We start from the raw sequence: 17,145 nt of genomic DNA, 5'->3' as shown, positions 1-17,145 counted from the left end.
TCAGTCGACCTGTTCGTTGGTCCAGGTGTGCGAGGCCGGCAGGGCCTGGTCGACAACCGAGTGCTCGATCGTGCAGTTGCGCGCGATGGCGGCCTCTGCGCGTCGTAGCAGGTCAGCGACCTCGTCCTCGCTCAGCGCGGACATGTCCTGAACCAGCTCAACGTCCACGTGCGTGAAGCGATCGTTGTCCTCATCGTAGGAGGCGGAAACTCCGACGAACTGCGAGAAATCATCGCCCAGGCGGGCGGCCAGGCGCGCGTCTGAACTCATGGCGTTGCAGCCCGCGATCGCGAGCTTGAGCAGGTCGCCGGGGGAGAACATGCCGGGTCCGTGCCCGACGCGGATCTCGGCGCCGTCCTGGTTGCGGGCGACGTACTGACGCACGCCCGTTCGCTGCATGTACAGGGACTTGGGGGTATCACTCATAGCCTCCATTGTGGGGCCAAAGGGCGTTCCGTGCCCGCCAGGGGAGGCGGTAGGGGCTACTTTTTTCGCACAGCGAAGAGCCTAGCGGTGCTCCTCCAGCCAGGCGGCGGCCAGCTCCTCCTCCCGGTTTGCAACACCGCCCAGGCGAGCAACGGCCTCGCGCTCAATGCGTGCCCCCAGCAGCGGCACGCGCACGGACACCGATCCCACGACCTCGCGTGTGCATCCCCCCTCCGAGGCGGCCAGGGTTGAGGTGGCCTCCACAGACACCGGTGCGCCATCGACGGTCACCGACGAGCGCGAGCGCGCCCTGGCCTCGTCGCTGGCCCATTCCTCCGTGAAGGTCACGCGCAGGGGCGAGGCGACGAAGCGGGCGGCGGCCGCCGGGATCAGCTCGGGCCGACACTCGCCGTCAAGCGTGATGCGCTGGCCCTCCACGCGTATCCGCGCGCTGCCCTCCACCAGGAAGGCGCCGAAACGCCGCTCCAGGTAGGCGGGCGCCAGATACATGGCGACGACCTCGTCGGCCGACGCGGGGTAGGAAATCGACTGCGTAAACTCCACGGGTGTCCTCCATCGAATGACCGACGCCGAATCGTGGCCCGGCGCTCATTTACAACGTAAGGACCAACTGAGTTGCTCCTCTCCCCTTAGAGTAGAACCATGCGTAGTCTCATGCAGTTAGCTGAAGAAGCATCTTCGACACCGCTGTCGGAGAAGGACATCGATTGGCTGCACCTTCTTCTTGCCGACTGGCAGGTGCTGGCAGACCTGGCGGCCGCCGACCTCGTCCTGTGGCTGCCAGCCGACGACGGCCGCTTCATCGCAGCCGCCCACTGCCGCCCCGCCACGTCGACAACCGTCCACGTCGACGACATCATCGGCCTGCACCTGCCGGCGGCTCGCGAAATCGAATTGCGGCGCGCCATCCAGACCGGGCAGGTCGTTCGATCTCCCTCCGCGCGCTGGGCGGGAACCTACTCGATGATGGAAACCTGCGTGCCCGTGTGCCACGAGGGGCGCATCATCGCGGTGGTCACGCGCGAAGCGAACCTGTCCAGCCCGCGCCTGTCCCTCGGCTTCGAAGGGTGGACCGTGGCGGCCGCCGACACCCTGTGTCAGATGATGGCGCGCGGCGAGTACCCCTACGACTCGACGCCGCAGGTGACCTCCCACGGAGTGCCGCGAGTCCTGGACGGCGCCCTCCTGATCGATGCCGAGGGGCGGGTCCAGCAGGCCACCCCCAACGCCGTGTCCTGCCTGCGCCGACTCGGAATCCGCTCGCACGTGACCGGGAAGGTGCTCGCCCAGGAGATCACCGAGGTGATCGGGGACGAGTCCCTCATCGAGGAATCGATGGCCGTCGTCGTCATGGGCCGGGCATCCTGGCGAGTGGAGATCACCGCGCGGGCCTCAACCATCACCATGAGGGCCCTTCCCCTCGTCAATGGACGCAAGCGCCTGGGCGCCGTCATTCTGACGCGCGACGTGTCCGAGGTGCACCGTCACGAGCAGGAGCTCATGACGAAGGACGCGACGATCCGCGAGATTCACCACCGCGTCAAGAACAACCTGCAGACCGTCTCGGCGCTGCTGCGCCTGCAGTCGCGCCGCTCCTCAGAGGAGCCCGTGAAGGTCGCTCTGGCTGAGGCCGAACGTCGCGTGCAGGCGATCGCCACCGTGCACGCGGCTCTGTCGCAAAACGTTGACGAATCCGTCGACTTCGACGAGGTGGCGCGCACGATCGTGCGCATGGCGGGCGCCATCGCATCCACGGATCACGGGGTTGACGTCGTCACGAAGGGGCGCTTCGGTACGATCTCGGCGGATCAGGCGCAGGCCCTGGCCACGGTCCTCAACGAGTTGGTCGCCAACTCGGTCGAGCACGGACTGGCGGATCGCGACGGGCGCATCGAGGTGTGCGCCCAGCGCGACGGACTCGTCATGACGGTGACGGTCGCCGACGACGGCGTGGGCTTCGTCCCGGGAACCCCGATGAGTGGCCTGGGCACGCAGATCGTTCACCAGATGGTGCGCGGGGAGCTGCGCGGCTCCATCGAGTGGGCTCCCCGGGAATGGGGAGGGACCCTCGTCACCCTCGTGACGAACTTGGATCCGGCGTAGCAGCGGCGCGTCGGGCACGAGCGAGGCCGGGGACCCGTGGGATCCTCGACCCTGTTCGTTCGTGGCGTGCGCCCGGCTTTTCGTGCCGCGCCGCGCCTAGCGGGCGGCGCGGCGCGCGCGGGCGGCGCGGCGCTTGAGGGCACGACGCTCCTCTTCGCTCATCCCGCCCCAGACCCCCGAGTCCTGGTTGTTCTCGATAGCCCACTGCAGGCAGATTCCCTTCACGGTGCACTCGCGGCATACGGCCTTCGCCTGGGCGGCCTGGGTGACGGCGGGGCCCGTGTTCCCGATGGGGAAGAAGAGTTCGGGGTCCACCGTCAGGCATGCAGCCTTGCTGCGCCAGTCCATCATGCGTGCTCCTTGTATCGCCGTTCGCCGTGCTCCGCTGAATCACTTGTCAGTCTCCGATAGGTCATATTAGTCGCGCAAGACGGTGCGAATGCGAAAACGGAGAAGTCACTATGCGTCTTGTCACGCTCGCCGATGGTGCTGGGACTTAGGTATTGGCTGAACGTGTGGTCAGTTGAATGGTTGTGAGGATGCCGTCATCGCAGATCAGACCGGAGGAATTGTCCCATCGTCGGGCGCCGATCGAGAGCGGGTGCCGAGAATTGACATGTGTCAGGGCGCGCACGACGTTGGTTGACGGATTGAGAGCGAGCACGCGGTGGCCGTCCCACCTGGTGATACGAGTCCACGCGGCGTCGGGGATGACGTCGGCAATCCTGGGGGCCGACCACCCCAGGGCAGCGTGTATCCGTTTAGCGATCCGAGCGTCTTCTTCCTGACCGACGATGATCCACGGCCTGTTTTCCGCCCACGAAAGAGGGGCACATTCAGGGCCGATCAGGGCCGGAGACGAGGAATTGCTGACCAAGCGTGCGCTGAGGGCGGGTGAGGGGATCCTCCACGGGAGAGACGCGCCCCCGGCGCACTCGCCGGCGGCCGACAGGCCTGTGGGTATCGCGACGAGGCGAGTGCGCTCCCCGGGGCGAGCCAGGAGCGCCTGGTTGTCTCCGAGCGTTCGCAGGTCCGCGGGGGCAATCCCGGCGTGCAGGGCCTCGTCGGCGTCCCTGGCGCGTACGAACCTCGTCGAAAACGCGCCCAGCGCCGCCCCCGAGGGCGTGAAGCGGCCGGCGTGCGCCGCGACGACAACGACGCCGGCGCGCCTCGCGCGCCCCAGGAGAGACGCCCACAGGGCCTCCGCCTGCGGAGCGGACACGGCGTGGGCGAGGGCAGCACGTAAGGCGGGAACGTCCGTCAGGGCGAGGACGAGGGGACCGTGCCCGCACGCCCCCTCCAGCAGGTCGATGGCGCCGATGTCCTCCTCGCGCAGGTGGGAGGCCGACGACGACGGAGCGTCCTCGCCGATGACGTGCAGCGGGATCTTTGCGTGCTCGGCAATCCTGGAGGCGAGGCAGAGCGCCCAGCGTGAGGCTAGGCCGGCCTCGTGCGCGCTGGCCTGAATCTCGATGCTCCCCCCGTCCCACGGGAGGGGAGAGTGTGCCTCGATCCCCTCAACCAGGCCGAGTCTGACGGTCCGGTGGCCCTTGAGCTGACCGGCCAAGCGGGCAGAAGTCGAGTCCGAGGGAGTGGTTGTGGCGGGCTGGGAGTCGACGTCCTCCCACGTGAGGGCATCCGGCAGGGGAGGAGCCCACAGCGGCTCGGCCGCCGCGGTCGGCCAGGCACGACGACACTCGGAGACGACGGAGGCGATGTCAGGCATGTAGGCCAGCTGGATCGTTCCGACCCCGGAGAGGACGGCCCGTCCCGGAATGCGTGGGAGCGAGGCGGCGCGGGCGTCCTCCAGGATGTCGGTAGAGTCGGCGGCGCTCAGGCACCGCAGGGCCAGCCGTATGTCCATGTTCGCCCGCATCTGGGCGCTGACGGCGCCCGAGGGGCGCTGGGTTGCGGCGATGAGGTGCAGGCCGAGGCTGCGCCCCTGGGCAGCCAGCCGCAAGAGGACTTCCATGGAGGAGGAGTGGGCCTGAGCGAGGGCACGGAACTCGTCGATCGCGACGATGAGCCGGGCGGGTGGAGGCGGAGCGGCGCGCGGATCTTCCTCGTGGGCGCGCTCCCAGGCGGCCAGGTCCGGGAAGTCGAGGTCGCTCAGGCGCCTCTCGCGATCCCGCAGGACGTGGGCGATGCCCTCGAGGGCGCGAGTCGTCGCCCCCGCATCAAGGTCGGTGAGCACGTCCTGTGTGTGGGGCAGCTCCCGCAGGCGCGCGAAGGTCGAGCCTCCCTTGTAGTCGACGAGGATGAAGCGGACGCGCTGGGGCGAATAGGCGTGCGCGATGGCCGCGAGCCACACGAGGAGAGCCTCGGACTTACCCGAACCCGTGCAGCCGGCAACCAGGGCGTGCGGGCCGTCGGAGACCAGGTCCAGGCTCACCGGCCCCTCCTGCGACTGCCCGATCGACACGCCCAGGGTTCCCGTCCGCGCGCGTGCCTCCTCGGCCCTCCAACGAAGAAGAGCAGGGAGATCATCCTGTCTGTCCATTCGCGTCACCGTCCACCACCAGGCCGGGCACACCGGAGCGTCGTCGGTGACGCACACCCGCGCGCACCACGACGGCAGGTCTTCCACGCACGTGGCGTAACCGATGTGAAGGACACCGGTGTCACGTGGGCTTCTCGCGCAGTGCGGGCACTCCTCGCTGGCGCTCACGTGGATGTCGATGCCCGCGTGCCCGAGCAGGACGGGGGCGGAGCTGTTCCACCACACGCGGGCTCCTCCCGCCTGGGCCGCCACCTGGCCGGCGCACCACAGGGCGCATTCGGCGCCGTGGGCGCCCGCGATTCCCACGGACGCGCTCTCCGCCGACGAGGCGCCCTGCCCGCTGGGTGCGAGCACGACCCGACGCGTCAGGCGCGTGGCCTTCCCGGGCCACACGGCCGCGCGCAGCGACGGCGGGACGGATCCTCGCGACGGCAGCGACGCGAGGACGAGGGCGAGGGTCGCCCCGTCCCACCCGAGTCGGCGTCGGTGCGCCCGCCACGCAAGCACCGCCGCCACCGCGAGCACCAGCGCGGCCACGCCCACCGCCATGCGCGCGGCAAGGGGGGACCTGGGAAGCACAGAATGAAACCTCCAGCCCATGAAGGCGACCATGAGTAGCGCCGAGACGACGGGAAGGACTCGCATGAGCGTGGCGGGGCGCGGCAACCCGCCACCCCGGCGGGTGACGCCCGGCCAGGCGAGGCGATGCGGCCTGGGCCGCACCTCGAAGGTGTCCTCTCCCAGGCGGATTCGCGTCCCTGCGACCACGCCCGTGTGTGCGAGGGAGCGCGCCCGTACGGGGAGGAGTCGGCGGGCGCGTATCGCGGGGGCGCCGGGCGCCCGGCGCAGCAGCGCGCGAGAGTCGTGAGTGGAGAAGGAGGCGTGCTCGCGCGCCACGCTCGGGCACGACAGGGGGACGTCGCCCGCTCGTCCGATCGTCCCGGGGGCGAGGACCAGCCCGATGTCTGGGCCGCCAACGCACGCCAGGTGCAGGCTCGTGCGCAGGGATGCGCGCGCCAGGCAACCTCGATCGTTCATGCCTCAACTCTGGACCCGGCCTCGTGCGCGTTCAAACGCCTCCGACGCGCCTGTGGACAAGGCGGCAAGGGGAAAGTCCTCGGTGGACAACTGGCGCGCGCCCTGTGGGCATGGCCACCTCGCGTTCGTCCACCGGAGAGCGCGCCGCCCCTCGGGGCAGCGAAATGCGACAATGGTCCCCATGTCTGACCCCACGTTCGAGACCACCCGGAAACGCTACGACGAGCTCGTCAGGAGCATCGAGGAGGCGCGCGCCGCCTACTACGACCGGGACTCGCCCACCATCTCGGACGCCGACTACGACCGCATGTACCGCGAGGTCGAGGAGATCGAGGAACGCTACCCGCAGCTGCGCGGCGCGGATTCTCCCACGATGAGCGTGGGCGGTAGCGTCGACTCCTCCTTCACCGAGGTCCGCCACCTCGCCCAGATGATGTCCCTCGACGACGTGTTCTCCCTGGAGGAGCTCGCCGGGTGGGAGACCCGCATGAGCGAGGCGACGGGCATCGTGGACCTCGAGATGACGACCGAGGTGAAGGTCGATGGCCTCTCCATCAACCTCCTCTACGAGAACGGCCGCCTCGTGCGCGCCGCCACCCGAGGCGACGGCTACGTCGGCGAAGACATCACCGCGAACGCGCGGACAATCGCCTCCATCCCGCAGACGCTGACAGGACCCGCACCCAGGCGCATCGAGGTGCGTGGCGAAGTCTACTTTCCGGTCGCCGACTTCGCAGCCTTCAACGAGGCCCGGGTGACCGCCGGAGAGAAGGCCTTCGTGAACGCTCGCAACGCGGCCGCCGGCTCGCTGCGCCAGAAGGACCCGGCCGAGACCGCCAAGCGCCCCCTGGCGATGGTCGCCCACGGCATCGGCTTCGTCGAGGCAGAGGAGGGGTTCACCGAGCCGACCACCCAGCAGGACTGGTACGAGCAGCTGCGCGACTGGGGGCTTCCCGTCTCGCCCTACACTCGCCTGCTCGCCGGTCGCGAGGCCATCGAGGAGCGGATCGAGCAGATCGGAGCGCAGCGACACGGCCTCGACCACGAGATCGACGGCGTCGTCGTCAAGATCAACGACCTGGCCCTCCAACGCTCCCTGGGGTCCACCTCGCGCGCCCCCCGCTGGGCGGCCGCCTACAAGTTCCCGCCCGAGGAGGTCCACACGCGCCTGCTCGACATCCGCGTCCAGGTGGGGCGCACCGGCCGGGTCACCCCCTACGGTGTCATGGAATCCGTGCTGGTCGCCGGATCCAACGTCTCGCGCGCGACCCTGCACAACGCCCAGGAGGTAGCCCGCAAGGGCGTCCTTATCGGCGACCTCGTGGTCCTGCGCAAGGCCGGCGACGTCATCCCCGAGATCGTCGCCCCCGTCGAGGACGCCCGCAACGGCTCCGAGCGCCCCTTCGTGATGCCCACCGAGTGCCCCTCCTGCGCCACCCCCCTCTTCCAGGAGAAGGAAGGCGACGTCGACCTGCGCTGCCCCAACAAGGGAGCCTGCCCCGCGCAGATCACCGAGCGCCTCGCCCACGTCGGCGCGCGTTCCGCCCTGGACGTCGAGGGCCTCGGCGACGAGTCCGCCCTGGCCCTGACCCAGCCTGAAAACGACCGCGACGAGGTGGCAGCAGCCCTGGTCGCCGGGCACAGTGTCACCCTGGAGGATGGAACCGTCCTCACCCTCGAGGGCGGCCGCGAGCTGCCCCACGGCGAGCAGATCACCCGCGCCGAGGCTCTCCTGCCCGCCCCACAGGCTCCCGTCCTGACCAGCGAGGCCGTGCTCTTCGACCTGCGCGCGCGGGACCTGCGCGACGTCATGGTGTGGAAGCCCGTGAAGGACAAGGGCGAGGAAACCGGGGACTGGAGGCAGGTCCGCTACTTCTGGACCAAGGCGTACAAGGCGCGCAAGCAGCGCGGACAGACCGTGTACGAGCCGGTCGAGACAAGCGCCTCGAAGGGCACCGAGAAGATGCTCGCCGAGCTGGATAAGGCGAAGAATCAGCCGCTCGCGCGCGTCCTCGTCGCCCTGTCCATCCGCCACGTCGGCCCCACGGCCGCGCGAGCGCTCGCGGACGCCTTCCGCTCCATGGATGCCCTGCGGGCCGCCTCCCTTGAGGAGCTCTCCGCCGTCGAGGGCGTGGGCGAGGAGATCGGGCGCTCCCTCCTCGACTGGTTCACGGTGGACTGGCACCTGGCGGTCCTGCAGGCCTGGGCGCGCGCGGGGGTGCGGATGGCAGACGAGGAGCGTGAAGCTGTCTCCGATGTGCTCGCCGGGCTGACGATCGTGGTCTCCGGCGCCATGCCCGGATACGACCGCGAGGGAGCCAAGGAAGCCATCACGTCGCGCGGCGGCAAGGCGGCGGGCTCGGTCTCGAAGAAGACCTCGCTCGTGGTCGCGGGTCCGGGCGCGGGCTCCAAGGCGGCCAAGGCCGAGGCCCTGGGCGTCCCCGTCATTACCGAGCAGCAGTTCGCCGACCTCCTCGAGGGGGGCCTGGCGGGAGTCGGCCTCTAGCGAGGCGCGCCCTACACGAGCGGCTCGAAGGGGCCCAGCAGCACCTCGCCGACGCGGGTGAGCATCGAGCGCTCCTCCCACTCCTCGATCGTCAGGCGGCGGGAGGTCGTCAGGTCGTTGGCGAAGATCTCCTCCATGCGTTCGGCCAGCTCGCGCGAGTGGAACTGCAGGCACACCTCGTAGTTGCCGCGCATGGACAGACGATCGATGTTCGCCGTGCCGATCGTGGACCAGCGCCCGTCCACCGTCATCGTCTTGGAGTGGATCATCGCGTGGCGGTAGAGCCAGATGCTCACGCCCTCGCGCAGGAGCTCGCCGTAGCAGGGCCGCGCTACCCAGTCCGCCATGATGTGGTTCGAATACTCGGGGATCAGGACTTCCACGCGCACGCCCCGCCGAGCCGCCGCGATCAGGGCAGCCAACACCTCGCGGTCCGGGATGAAGTACGCGGTCGTGATCATCACGTGGTCGGTCGCCCGCTCGATCGCGTCAATGTACATGCCGCGAATCGGGTAGAGCAGGTTGTGGGGAAGATTGAAGTGGGCGGTCACCTCGGCGCTCCACGCCCTGGCCCCCTGGTCGGGCAACGCCGGGCACGTCGCGGGACGGAAGTGATTCCAGAAGTCGACGAACCCGTTCTCCAGCTCCCACACCGCCTCGCCGCTGATCCGAACGTGCGTGTCGCGCCACTCGTTGGCGAAAGGATCACCGATGTTGTAGCCCCCCACGAAGCCGACCTCGCCGTCCACCACCAGGATCTTGCGGTGGTCCTGGCCGGTGCGGCGAATGTTGAGCGTGAACAAGCCCGAACGCAACGTCGGGAAGCGACGCACGTGCAAGTGCCTCATCCGCGGGAAACGATAAAACGCACGATCCTGGTTCAAAACCCCGAAGCCATCCCACACGCAAAAGACCTCTACCCCGCGTGCCGCCGCGTCAATGAGGGCATCCTTGAAGCGCTGCCCCCACCGGTCCGAGCGCCAGATGAAGGTCTCGAAGTAAATGTGATGCTGCGCCCCCGCGATGGCCTCCAGCATGTCCTCGTACAGGGAGGTTCCCTCCGTGTACGTGCGCGCCACGGTCTGACCGATCCTCGTGTCCGCGGGGGGAAGCGCGGGGAAACCGTGCACGCCGCCGGGGATGCGGGCCGTGCGCATCCGGTCGATCGCGTGCACCGTGACAATCGCAGCCGCCTGCGCGGCCGCCACCGCGATCCCCACCTTCTTGAGGATCGACCACGTCTGCCTGGTGAGTTGACGTCGCTGTGAAAAGGCCATACGGGTAGGATGCCACACATGTCACGCATTAGTACTGACGAGGTCGCCCGCGTCGCGGGCCTGGCCCATATCGCATTGACCGACGAGGAAATCACGCGCTTCGCGGGTGAGCTCGACGCGATTGCCGACGCCGTTTCCAAGGTGTCGGAGGTCGCGACCCCCGACGTGCCCGCCACCTCACACCCGATCCCGCTCACCAACGTGTGGCGCGAGGATGAAGTGGGGCCGACCGTGGACCGAGACGAGGTGCTCGCGCAGGCGCCCGCCGCGCAGGACGGCATGTTCCTAGTGCCGCAGATCCTGGGGGAGGACTGATGAACGACCTGTTGAAGAAGAGCGCCCTCGAACTGGCCGACATGCTCGCCGCCGGGGACATTACCTCGGTCGAGCTGACCCGGGCCTGCCTGGACCGTATCGACGCCATCGACGATCGCGTCCGCGCCTTCATCACCGTCGACCGCGAGGGCGCACTGGCGACCGCCGCCGACGTGGACGCGCGCCGCGCAGCGGGGGAGGACCTGCACCGCCTGGCGGGCGTGCCCATCGCCATCAAAGACAACATCGTGACGCGCGGCCTGCGCACCACCTGCGCCTCGAAGATCCTGGGAGACTGGAAGCCCCCCTACGACGCGACCGTCACCGCCAAGATCAAGGAAGCCGGCCTGCCCATCGTCGGTAAGACCAACATGGACGAGTTCGCCATGGGGTCCTCCACCGAGCACTCCGCCTTCGGCGCGACGAAGAACCCCTGGGACTTAGAGCGCATCCCCGGTGGCTCCGGCGGCGGCTCGGCCGCCGCGGTCGCGGCCTTCATGGTGCCCCTGGCCCTCGGCTCCGACACGGGCGGCTCGATCCGCCAGCCAGCGTTCGTGACCGGAACGGTCGGCGCGAAGCCCACCTACGGTGCGGTGTCGCGCTTCGGCCTGGTGGCCATGGCCTCGTCCCTGGACCAGATCGGCCCCGTCACCCGCACGGTCGCCGACGCCGCCGCCCTCACCGAGCTGATCGGCGGCTTCGACCCCAACGATTCGACCTCCCTGAACGAGCCGGTTCCCGCGCTCACGCAGGCCGTCGAGTCCGTCGCCGCGCAGGGTGACATGAAGGGCCTGAAGGTCGGCGTCGTCAAGGAGCTGAGCGGCGAGGGCTACCAGAAGGACGTCATCGACGCCTTCAACGCCACCGTCGAAAAGCTGCGCGAGGCCGGTGCCGAGATCGTCGAGGTCTCCTGCCCGCACCTGGAATACTCGCTGGGCGCCTACTACCTGATCATGCCCGCCGAGGTCTCCTCGAACCTGGCTCGCTTCGACGGCATGCGCTACGGAATCCGCGTCGAGCCCACCGAGGGGCCCGTCACCGCGGAGCGGGTCATGGCCGCCACCCGCGAGGCGGGATTTGGCGACGAGGTGAAGCGCCGCATCATCCTGGGCACTCACGTGCTGTCCGCCGGATACTACGACGCCTACTACGGCAGCGCCCAGAAGGTGCGCACGCTCATCCAGCGTGACTTCGACGCCGTCTTCGAGCAGGTCGACGTCCTCGTGTCGCCGACGGCACCCGAAACGGCCTTCAAGTTCGGCGAGAAGACCTCCGACCCCCTGGCCATGTACCTCTACGACGTTGCCACGATCCCCGCCAACCTCGCGGGAATCCCCGGCGTGAACGTCCCCAACGCGGTGTCGTCGCAGGGCTTGCCGATCGGATTCCAGGTTCTCGCCCCGGCGCGCGGCGACCTGGTCATGTACAAGGTGGCGTCCCTCGTGGAGGCCCTCAGCTCCGACGTCGCGGGTCAGTGCCCCGCAGCTACCTGGGAGGAAAAGTGATGAGTGAGCTCATGGATTACGACGAGGCCGCCCGCCGCTTCGACCCGGTTCTCGGCATCGAGGTGCACGTCGAGCTGGGAACGGCGACCAAGATGTTCGATGCTGCCCCCAACGCCTTCGGCGGTGACCCGAATACGTACGTGACCCCCGTGTCGCTGGGCCTGCCCGGCTCGCTGCCCGTCGTGAACCGCAAGGCCGTCGAGTATGCCATCAAGATCGGCCTGGCGCTGAACTGCGAGATCGCGCAGTACTGTCGCTTCGCGCGCAAGAACTACTTCTACCCGGACCTGACGAAGGCCTTTCAGACCTCCCAGTCGGATGAGCCGATCGCTCACGATGGCTACGTGGACGTCGAACTGGAGGACGGCACCATGTTCCGCGTCGACATCGAGCGCGCACACATGGAGGAGGACGCGGGCAAGAACACGCACATCGGCGGCGCGGACGGGCGTATTCAGGGCGCGGATCACTCGCTCGTGGACTACAACCGTGCGGGCGTTCCCCTGGTTGAGATCGTCACCCGCCCGATCGAAGGGGCCGGCGAGCGCGCCCCCGAGGTGGCCGCCGCCTACGTGCAGGCCCTGCGCGACATCTTCCGGGCGCTCGACGTGTCCGAGGCTCGCATGGAGCGCGGGAACGTGCGCGCGGATATCAACGTGTCGCTGCGTCCCACGCCCGACTCTCCGCTGGGCACGCGCACGGAGACGAAGAACGTGAACTCCTTCCGCGGGATCGCCTCGGCCGTCCGCTACGAGATGCAGCGGCAGGCCAAGATCCTGTCCGAGGGCGGGCACATCCTGCAGGAGACCCGCCACTACCACGAGGATGACGGCTCCACGTCCTCGGGCCGCGAGAAGTCCGACTCCGAGGACTACCGCTACTTCCCCGAGCCCGACCTGGTGCCGATCCGTCCGGATCGGGCGTGGGTCGAGGAGCTGCGCGCCTCCCTGCCCGAGCTCCCCGTGGCCAAGCGGCGCCGCCTGCGCGCCGAGTGGGGATACGCGGACATGGAGATGCGCGACGTCATCAACGCCGGCGCGCTCGAACTCATCGAGGCCACCGTCGGCGCCGGATGCGATCCCGCCTCCGCGCGCAAGTGGTGGATGGGTGAGATCTCGCGCCGCGCCAAGGAACGCGAGGTCTCCCTGGACGAGGCCGGGGTCAGCCCCGAGCAGGTCGCGCAGCTGCAGGGGCTCATCGATTCGGGTCGCATCAACGACAAGCTGGCGCGTCAGGCCCTCGAAGGGGTCCTCGCGGGTGAAGGTGACCCGGCGCAGGTCGTCGAGGCCCGAGGCCTCGAGGTCGTCTCCGACGACGGTGCACTCACCGCCGCCGTCCAGGAGGCCCTGGACGCCAACCCCGACATCGTTGAGAAGATCAAGGGCGGCAAGGTCCAGGCGGCCGGCGCCCTGGTGGGCGCGGTCATGAAGGCGACTCGCGGGCAGGCTGACGCGGCCCGCGTACGCGAGCTGATCATGGAGATGGTCGGCGCCTGAGGCGACGCCTGCTTGTGCCGGGGGCTGGGATCTCGTAGATCCCAGCCCCCGGCCGTCAGTGCCCGCCCAGCAGGCGGGAAGTGGCCGCCGCCGCACGCGAAGGGTCGCAGGGGAACGGGCCTTGGCCTCCTCGGTGTGGAGTCTCGTGTCCACGTTGTGGCCTTCCCCTGTCGGGTGGGGCCGAAAGATACCTAGGATGAGCGCTTGAGGATAGCCGGACCGAGGGGGTCGGGCGCCCGAAGAAAGGACAACCATGCGCACTTCGCCGTCGTACACCGCCTCCTACCGCATCGAGGTGGACGAGAAGACGACATCCATCGCCTCGATCGTTGACGTGGTTTCCGCAACCGGAGCGGAGATCAAGGGCCTGGATGTGGCCGACTCGGACCGCGGGCGCATCATCATCGATCTCACGTGCGACATGCGCGATTCCGAGCACCGCCGCGAGGTCCGCGACGCAATCAACACCCTGCCGGGCGTCAGCTCCGAGTCCGTGGCAGACCAGACGTTCATGAGTCACATCGGGGGGAAGGTTGAGATTCACTCGAAGGTGCCGCTGCGCAACCGAGACGACCTGTCGCGCGCCTACACGCCGGGCGTGGCGCGCGTGTGCACCGCGATCCACGACATGCCCCAGAAGGCGCACCTGCTGACCATGAAGGCCAACACGGTCGCGGTTGTCTCCGACGGAACCGCCGTCCTCGGCCTGGGAGACATCGGACCGGAGGCCGCCCTGCCCGTCATGGAAGGCAAGGCGGTCCTCTTCAAGGAGTTCGGAGGCGTGGACGCCTGGCCTGTCGTCCTGGACACGAAGGACACCGAGGAGATCATCTCTATCGTCAAGGCCATCGCCCCGGCCTACGGCGGCATCAACCTTGAGGACATCTCCGCACCCCGCTGTTTCGAAATTGAGGAGCGCCTGCGCGCCGAGCTCGACATCCCCGTCTTCCACGACGACCAGCACGGGACGGCAATCGTCGTGCTCTCGGCGCTCATCAACGCGCTCAAGCTTGTGGGCAAGAAGATCGAAGACGTGCGCATCGTCGTCTCTGGGGTGGGAGCCGCCGGCAACGCTATCATCCGGCTTCTCCTTGCTCAGGGCGCGCGCGACATCATCGGGTGCGGACGCAACGGCGCGCTGTCGGGCGACGACACCGACGGCATGCATCCGTCGCGTCGCGCACTGGCCGAGGCGACGAACCCCCGGCACGTCCACGGCTCCCTCAAGGAGGTCCTGGCGGGCGCGGACGTGTTCATCGGCGTGTCCTCGGGCAACATCCTGGAACCCGCAGACATTGCGACAATGGCGCCGGACGCGGTCGTGTTTGCGCTAGCGAATCCCACCCCCGAGGTCGATCCGATTGGCGCGGGCAAGCACGCCGCCGTCGTTGCCACCGGGCGCAGCGACTACCCGAACCAGATCAACAACGTCCTGGCCTTCCCCGGCCTCTTCCGCGGTCTCCTCGACGCCAAGGTCAAGGAGATCACGACGGAGGTCCTGCGCGTCGCCGCCGTGGCGATCGCCTCCGTCATCTCCGACGACGAACTGTCGCCGTCGTACATCATTCCCGGTGCCTTCGACAAGCGCGTTGCCCCTGCCGTGTCCAAGGCCGTTCGTCGCGCCGTGCGCGACCTGCCCACCGTCGACATCCCGGTGCAGCCCGACATGGATGTGAACTGAGAGTCATTTTGACCCAAAAACGGGCCCGGCCGTGCGCGAGGCGTGCGGCCGGGCCCGCGTTTTTCCTGCCGAGGCAGCGGGAACGACATGATGTCGAGAGCGACTTTTCGTTGTGTTGTGGGTGTTTGTGGGGTGTGTGGTGGGGGTTACATGGTTTGGGTTTGACTTTGGGTGTGGGGGTGGGTAGATTATTCACCTGTCGCCGCGAGCTTGTTTGTGGGTTTGTGGTGGTGGTTCACCGCTGTGGTGGCTGGGTTTTGTGGCTTGGTTGTCTGGGGTGTGTGGGTGTTGTTTGTGAACTCGATAGTGTGTTTGTTTGTTTTTTATGCCTGTTTTTTGTTTTTGAGTGTTTTTGGTTGGGATTGCTGGCTAGGCGGTTTTGTTTGGTTGGTTTTTCTGGGCTTTAACGTTTGTGTTTTTGTTCGGAGAGTTTGATCCTGGCTCAGGACGAACGCTGGCGGCGTGCTTAACACATGCAAGTCGAACGCTGAAGCTCAGCTTTTGTTGGGTGGATGAGTGGCGAACGGGTGAGTAACACGTGAGTAACCTGCCCCCTTCTTTGGGATAACGCCCGGAAACGGGTGCTAATACTGGATATTCACTGGTCTTCGCATGGGGGTTGGTGGAAAGGGTTTTTCTGGTGGGGGATGGGCTCGCGGCCTATCAGCTTGTTGGTGGGGTGATGGCCTACCAAGGCTTTGACGGGTAGCCGGCCTGAGAGGGTGACCGGTCACATTGGGACTGAGATACGGCCCAGACTCCTACGGGAGGCAGCAGTGGGGAATATTGCACAATGGGCGCAAGCCTGATGCAGCGACGCCGCGTGAGGGATGGAGGCCTTCGGGTTGTGAACCTCTTTCGCTCATGGTCAAGCCGCAACAATGGTTGTGGTGAGGGTAGTGGGTAAAGAAGCGCCGGCTAACTACGTGCCAGCAGCCGCGGTAATACGTAGGGCGCGAGCGTTGTCCGGAATTATTGGGCGTAAAGGGCTTGTAGGCGGTTGGTCGCGTCTGCCGTGAAATCCTCTGGCTTAACTGGGGGCGTGCGGTGGGTACGGGCTGACTTGAGTGCGGTAGGGGAGACTGGAACTCCTGGTGTAGCGGTGGAATGCGCAGATATCAGGAAGAACACCGGTGGCGAAGGCGGGTCTCTGGGCCGTTACTGACGCTGAGGAGCGAAAGCGTGGGGAGCGAACAGGATTAGATACCCTGGTAGTCCACGCTGTAAACGTTGGGCACTAGGTGTGGGGGCCACCCGTGGTTTCTGCGCCGTAGCTAACGCTTTAAGTGCCCCGCCTGGGGAGTACGGCCGCAAGGCTAAAACTCAAAGGAATTGACGGGGGCCCGCACAAGCGGCGGAGCATGCGGATTAATTCGATGCAACGCGAAGAACCTTACCAAGGCTTGACATGCACGGCGGCACTGCAGAGATGTGGTGGCATTTAGTTGGTCGTGTGCAGGTGGTGCATGGTTGTCGTCAGCTCGTGTCGTGAGATGTTGGGTTAAGTCCCGCAACGAGCGCAACCCTTGCCCTATGTTGCCAGCACGTGATGGTGGGGACTCGTGGGGGACTGCCGGGGTTAACTCGGAGGAAGGTGGGGATGACGTCAAATCATCATGCCCCTTATGTCTTGGGCTTCACGCATGCTACAATGGTTGGTACAGAGGGTTGCGATACTGTGAGGTGGAGCGAATCCCTTAAAGCCAGTCTCAGTTCGGATTGGGGTCTGCAACTCGACCCCATGAAGGTGGAGTCGCTAGTAATCGCAGATCAGCAACGCTGCGGTGAATACGTTCTCGGGCCTTGTACACACCGCCCGTCACGTCACGAAAGTTGGTAACACCCGAAGCCCATGGCCTAACCGCTTTTGCGGGGGGAGTGGTCGAAGGTGGGATTGGCGATTGGGACGAAGTCGTAACAAGGTAGCCGTACCGGAAGGTGCGGCTGGATCACCTCCTTTCTAGGGAGCCCTTTTTGTGGGGAGCAAGCGTGCATGGTGGCCTTTTGTGGTTGGTGTGTGGGTTTGTTCTTCTTGTGCTCGCATGTGTTCACTGCCCGCTAGTGGGTGGTGGGTGTGGGTGCGTTTTTTGGGGTTGGGCATAGAAGTTGTCGCGAGCAGACACGCTGTCGGGTTCACGTTCAACACCGTGTTGGCGTCCACCTGTTGTGGTGGTTGGCCTGCATGACCCGCCTGAGGTTTTGGGCGTGGGTTGTGTGTGGTGGGTTGTTTGTGATTTGTATAGTGGTTGCGAGCATATTTGTTCTGTACTGTTTTTT

General features: G+C 67.0%; 11 protein-coding genes and 1 rRNA gene. 7 read left to right on the top strand and 5 right to left on the bottom strand.

Annotation, left to right across the window (positions count from 1 at the left end):
• Both NQK35_RS04790 and NQK35_RS04785 read right to left on the bottom strand, forming a co-directional pair.
• Positions 1-426 carry an OsmC family protein gene (locus NQK35_RS04790; protein ID WP_034231804.1) on the bottom strand — a complete coding sequence of 142 codons (426 nt, stop codon included), beginning with the start codon at positions 424-426 and terminating at the stop codon, positions 1-3.
• 81 nt (positions 427-507) lie between these two features.
• Positions 508-990, bottom strand: a complete 483-nt coding sequence (locus NQK35_RS04785; protein ID WP_251775557.1) for a DUF2505 domain-containing protein — start codon at positions 988-990, stop codon at positions 508-510.
• 99 nt (positions 991-1,089) lie between these two features.
• Here NQK35_RS04785 and NQK35_RS04780 point away from each other — a divergent pair, with 99 nt between their 5' ends.
• Positions 1,090-2,550 (top strand): sensor histidine kinase, encoded by a 1,461-nt coding sequence (locus tag NQK35_RS04780; protein WP_048740670.1) that lies wholly within the window; start codon positions 1,090-1,092, stop codon positions 2,548-2,550.
• 96 nt (positions 2,551-2,646) lie between these two features.
• On the opposite strand, the gene NQK35_RS04775 is transcribed toward NQK35_RS04780, so the two are convergent.
• Together NQK35_RS04775 and NQK35_RS04770 are read right to left on the bottom strand one after the other, a co-directional pair.
• The gene (locus NQK35_RS04775) at positions 2,647-2,898 is read right to left on the bottom strand and encodes a WhiB family transcriptional regulator (RefSeq protein WP_048771386.1); all 252 of its coding nucleotides are present in this window, start codon (positions 2,896-2,898) and stop codon (positions 2,647-2,649) included.
• A 148-nt stretch (positions 2,899-3,046) separates the two neighbouring features.
• Positions 3,047-6,088, bottom strand: a complete 3,042-nt coding sequence (locus tag NQK35_RS04770; protein WP_257114689.1) for an FtsK/SpoIIIE domain-containing protein — start codon at positions 6,086-6,088, stop codon at positions 3,047-3,049.
• A 172-nt stretch (positions 6,089-6,260) separates the two neighbouring features.
• On the opposite strand from NQK35_RS04770, the gene ligA reads away from it, so the two are divergent.
• Entirely contained in the window at positions 6,261-8,594 is a 2,334-nt protein-coding gene (gene ligA, locus NQK35_RS04765; RefSeq protein WP_257114688.1) for an NAD-dependent DNA ligase LigA, read from the top strand.
• Between the two features lie 11 nt (positions 8,595-8,605).
• Here ligA and NQK35_RS04760 read toward each other — a convergent pair whose 3' ends face one another.
• The gene (locus NQK35_RS04760) at positions 8,606-9,871 is read right to left on the bottom strand and encodes a phospholipase D-like domain-containing protein (RefSeq protein WP_009213499.1); all 1,266 of its coding nucleotides are present in this window, start codon (positions 9,869-9,871) and stop codon (positions 8,606-8,608) included.
• A gap of 18 nt (positions 9,872-9,889) precedes the next feature.
• Between NQK35_RS04760 and gatC the strand changes: the two genes are divergently transcribed.
• The 5 genes from gatC (at position 9,890) to NQK35_RS04735 (ending at position 16,828) form a co-directional block, all read left to right on the top strand.
• Positions 9,890-10,186, top strand: a complete 297-nt coding sequence (gene gatC / locus NQK35_RS04755) for an Asp-tRNA(Asn)/Glu-tRNA(Gln) amidotransferase subunit GatC (protein ID WP_048726911.1) — start codon at positions 9,890-9,892, stop codon at positions 10,184-10,186.
• The gene (gene gatA / locus NQK35_RS04750) at positions 10,186-11,691 is read left to right on the top strand and encodes an Asp-tRNA(Asn)/Glu-tRNA(Gln) amidotransferase subunit GatA (protein WP_257114687.1); all 1,506 of its coding nucleotides are present in this window, start codon (positions 10,186-10,188) and stop codon (positions 11,689-11,691) included. Before gatC ends, gatA begins: the two co-directional genes overlap by 1 nt.
• A complete protein-coding gene (gene gatB / locus NQK35_RS04745; protein ID WP_009213502.1) occupies positions 11,691-13,187 on the top strand; it encodes an Asp-tRNA(Asn)/Glu-tRNA(Gln) amidotransferase subunit GatB in 1,497 nt (498 codons plus the stop codon). The genes gatA and gatB overlap by 1 nt, the downstream gene beginning before the upstream one ends.
• A 253-nt stretch (positions 13,188-13,440) precedes the next feature.
• Complete coding sequence (locus tag NQK35_RS04740; RefSeq protein WP_009213503.1) at positions 13,441-14,868, top strand: NAD-dependent malic enzyme; 1,428 nt, start codon at positions 13,441-13,443, stop codon at positions 14,866-14,868.
• Between the two features lie 419 nt (positions 14,869-15,287).
• A 16S ribosomal RNA gene (locus tag NQK35_RS04735) occupies positions 15,288-16,828 on the top strand.
• Positions 16,829-17,145: the final 317 nt, after the last annotated feature.

The organism is Schaalia odontolytica (assembly GCF_024584435.1).
GTDB lineage: Bacteria > Actinomycetota > Actinomycetes > Actinomycetales > Actinomycetaceae > Pauljensenia.
The sequence above is the reverse complement of the archived record's forward strand: the minus strand, read 5'-3'. Positions and strand labels throughout refer to the sequence as shown.

Coding starts and splice junctions, on each gene's coding strand:
- NQK35_RS04760 (WP_009213499.1), bottom strand. CDS start 9,871: ATGGCCTTTTCACAGCGACGTCAACTCACCAGGCAGACGTGGTCGATC.
- NQK35_RS04780 (WP_048740670.1), top strand. CDS start 1,090: ATGCGTAGTCTCATGCAGTTAGCTGAAGAAGCATCTTCGACACCGCTG.
- NQK35_RS04775 (WP_048771386.1), bottom strand. CDS start 2,898: ATGGACTGGCGCAGCAAGGCTGCATGCCTGACGGTGGACCCCGAACTC.
- gatB (WP_009213502.1), top strand. CDS start 11,691: ATGAGTGAGCTCATGGATTACGACGAGGCCGCCCGCCGCTTCGACCCG.
- gatA (WP_257114687.1), top strand. CDS start 10,186: ATGAACGACCTGTTGAAGAAGAGCGCCCTCGAACTGGCCGACATGCTC.
- gatC (WP_048726911.1), top strand. CDS start 9,890: ATGTCACGCATTAGTACTGACGAGGTCGCCCGCGTCGCGGGCCTGGCC.
- NQK35_RS04790 (WP_034231804.1), bottom strand. CDS start 426: ATGAGTGATACCCCCAAGTCCCTGTACATGCAGCGAACGGGCGTGCGT.
- NQK35_RS04770 (WP_257114689.1), bottom strand. CDS start 6,088: ATGAACGATCGAGGTTGCCTGGCGCGCGCATCCCTGCGCACGAGCCTG.
- NQK35_RS04740 (WP_009213503.1), top strand. CDS start 13,441: ATGCGCACTTCGCCGTCGTACACCGCCTCCTACCGCATCGAGGTGGAC.
- ligA (WP_257114688.1), top strand. CDS start 6,261: ATGGTCCCCATGTCTGACCCCACGTTCGAGACCACCCGGAAACGCTAC.